A 1,328-nucleotide genomic window follows, 5' to 3' on the forward strand; every position below is an offset into this window, starting at 1 on the left:
CCCCCTACCCCGCGCTAACTTTTGCAACGGCGGACAAGGACGCAGCCCGCAAAAAAGCCACTGGTCATACACAGGTACGTTGTGGCCAATGGTAAGAAAAGACATCCGTAACATAAACGAATAGAGAAATGACATTAAAAGAAGCTGTTTTAAAAAGTTTAGAAGAGATTAACGAACTGACAAATTATTTGGAAGTTTATAATCACATCGTTGAAAAAAAATATTATGACTTTGGTACAGCAAAAACGCCAGGTTCGACTGTTTCGGCTCTTCTTGGGGACTTTATTCGTAACGGTGATTCAAGGGTAAAAAGAATAAAACAACAAGGTGGGACTTATTCCTACTACTTGACAAAAAACGAGCAAAACATTTCGATTGATGTTTTGAGTGGTGAAACGGAAGTGAAACCAACTATTCCGATAAAATCGCCAAAAACAAAGACTTATGAAGAAAGGGATTTGCATAAGCTTTTAAGTAGCTACTTGAAAAATACTGACACATATTCAAAGACTATATTTCACGAGCAATCAAACAACAAAGACAATAACCAAATTTGGACTCACCCAGACATGGTTGGAATAAAGTTTCTAAACCTACAAACGAAAGCAAGTCAGAACTTTTTAAAATCAATAAATCGGGTTGACACTTTTAAAATGAGTTCATACGAACTGAAAAAAGAGATAAATAGCGATAGCGAACTAAAAAAAGCTTTTTTTCAGGCGGTTTCAAATTCAAGCTGGGCAAACTATGGATATTTAGTAGCTTTTGAATTTAGTGACAGTTTGAGTGATGAAATGGCAAGACTCAATCAATCATTTGGCATCGGAATTATTGAACTAAATGCAAATCCATATCAAAGTAAAATTCTGTTTCCTGCAACTTATCGTGAATTGGATTTTAAGACAATTGACAAACTCTGTAAAATGAACGCTGAATTCAATAAATTCATTGAACAGACTGAAAAATTAATGACAGCGAGTGAAAAATATGTGTCAGGTGCAGAGAAAGAGCTTGACGAATTTTGCGATGACTACTTTGCAAGCGACACGGAAATTGATGATTATTGCAAAGAAAGAAACATACCGATAAACGAAGAATGAAAGAACCACAGGCCACAACATCGTGTATAAAACATTTGGCAGTCAGTGCGTTATCGAACGGCACAGCTCGTATCAAAAGTAGTTGTAACTTGATAGGAAATCGCTTCGAAATGCCAAACGTTTCATACACGCAACCGTTGTATGTAATCCGACGAAAAAGAAAACAACCCTGTTAACCTATTGCCTTTTAAGACTTAGACGCTGAAAACATAATTGAGAATAGTTAAA

1 protein-coding gene is annotated in these 1,328 nt (G+C 36.1%); it reads left to right on the forward strand.

The features are described 5' to 3' along the window. Positions 1-128 precede the first annotated feature (128 nt). Positions 129-1,100: a COG2958 family protein gene (locus tag B5X70_RS17730; RefSeq protein ID WP_079559236.1), complete on the forward strand. Its 972-nt coding sequence runs from the start codon at positions 129-131 to the stop codon at positions 1,098-1,100. Positions 1,101-1,328 lie beyond the last annotated feature (228 nt).

The sequence above is a fragment of the Alkalitalea saponilacus genome (genome assembly GCF_900168165.1).
Lineage (GTDB): Bacteria > Bacteroidota > Bacteroidia > Bacteroidales > Marinilabiliaceae > Natronoflexus > Natronoflexus saponilacus.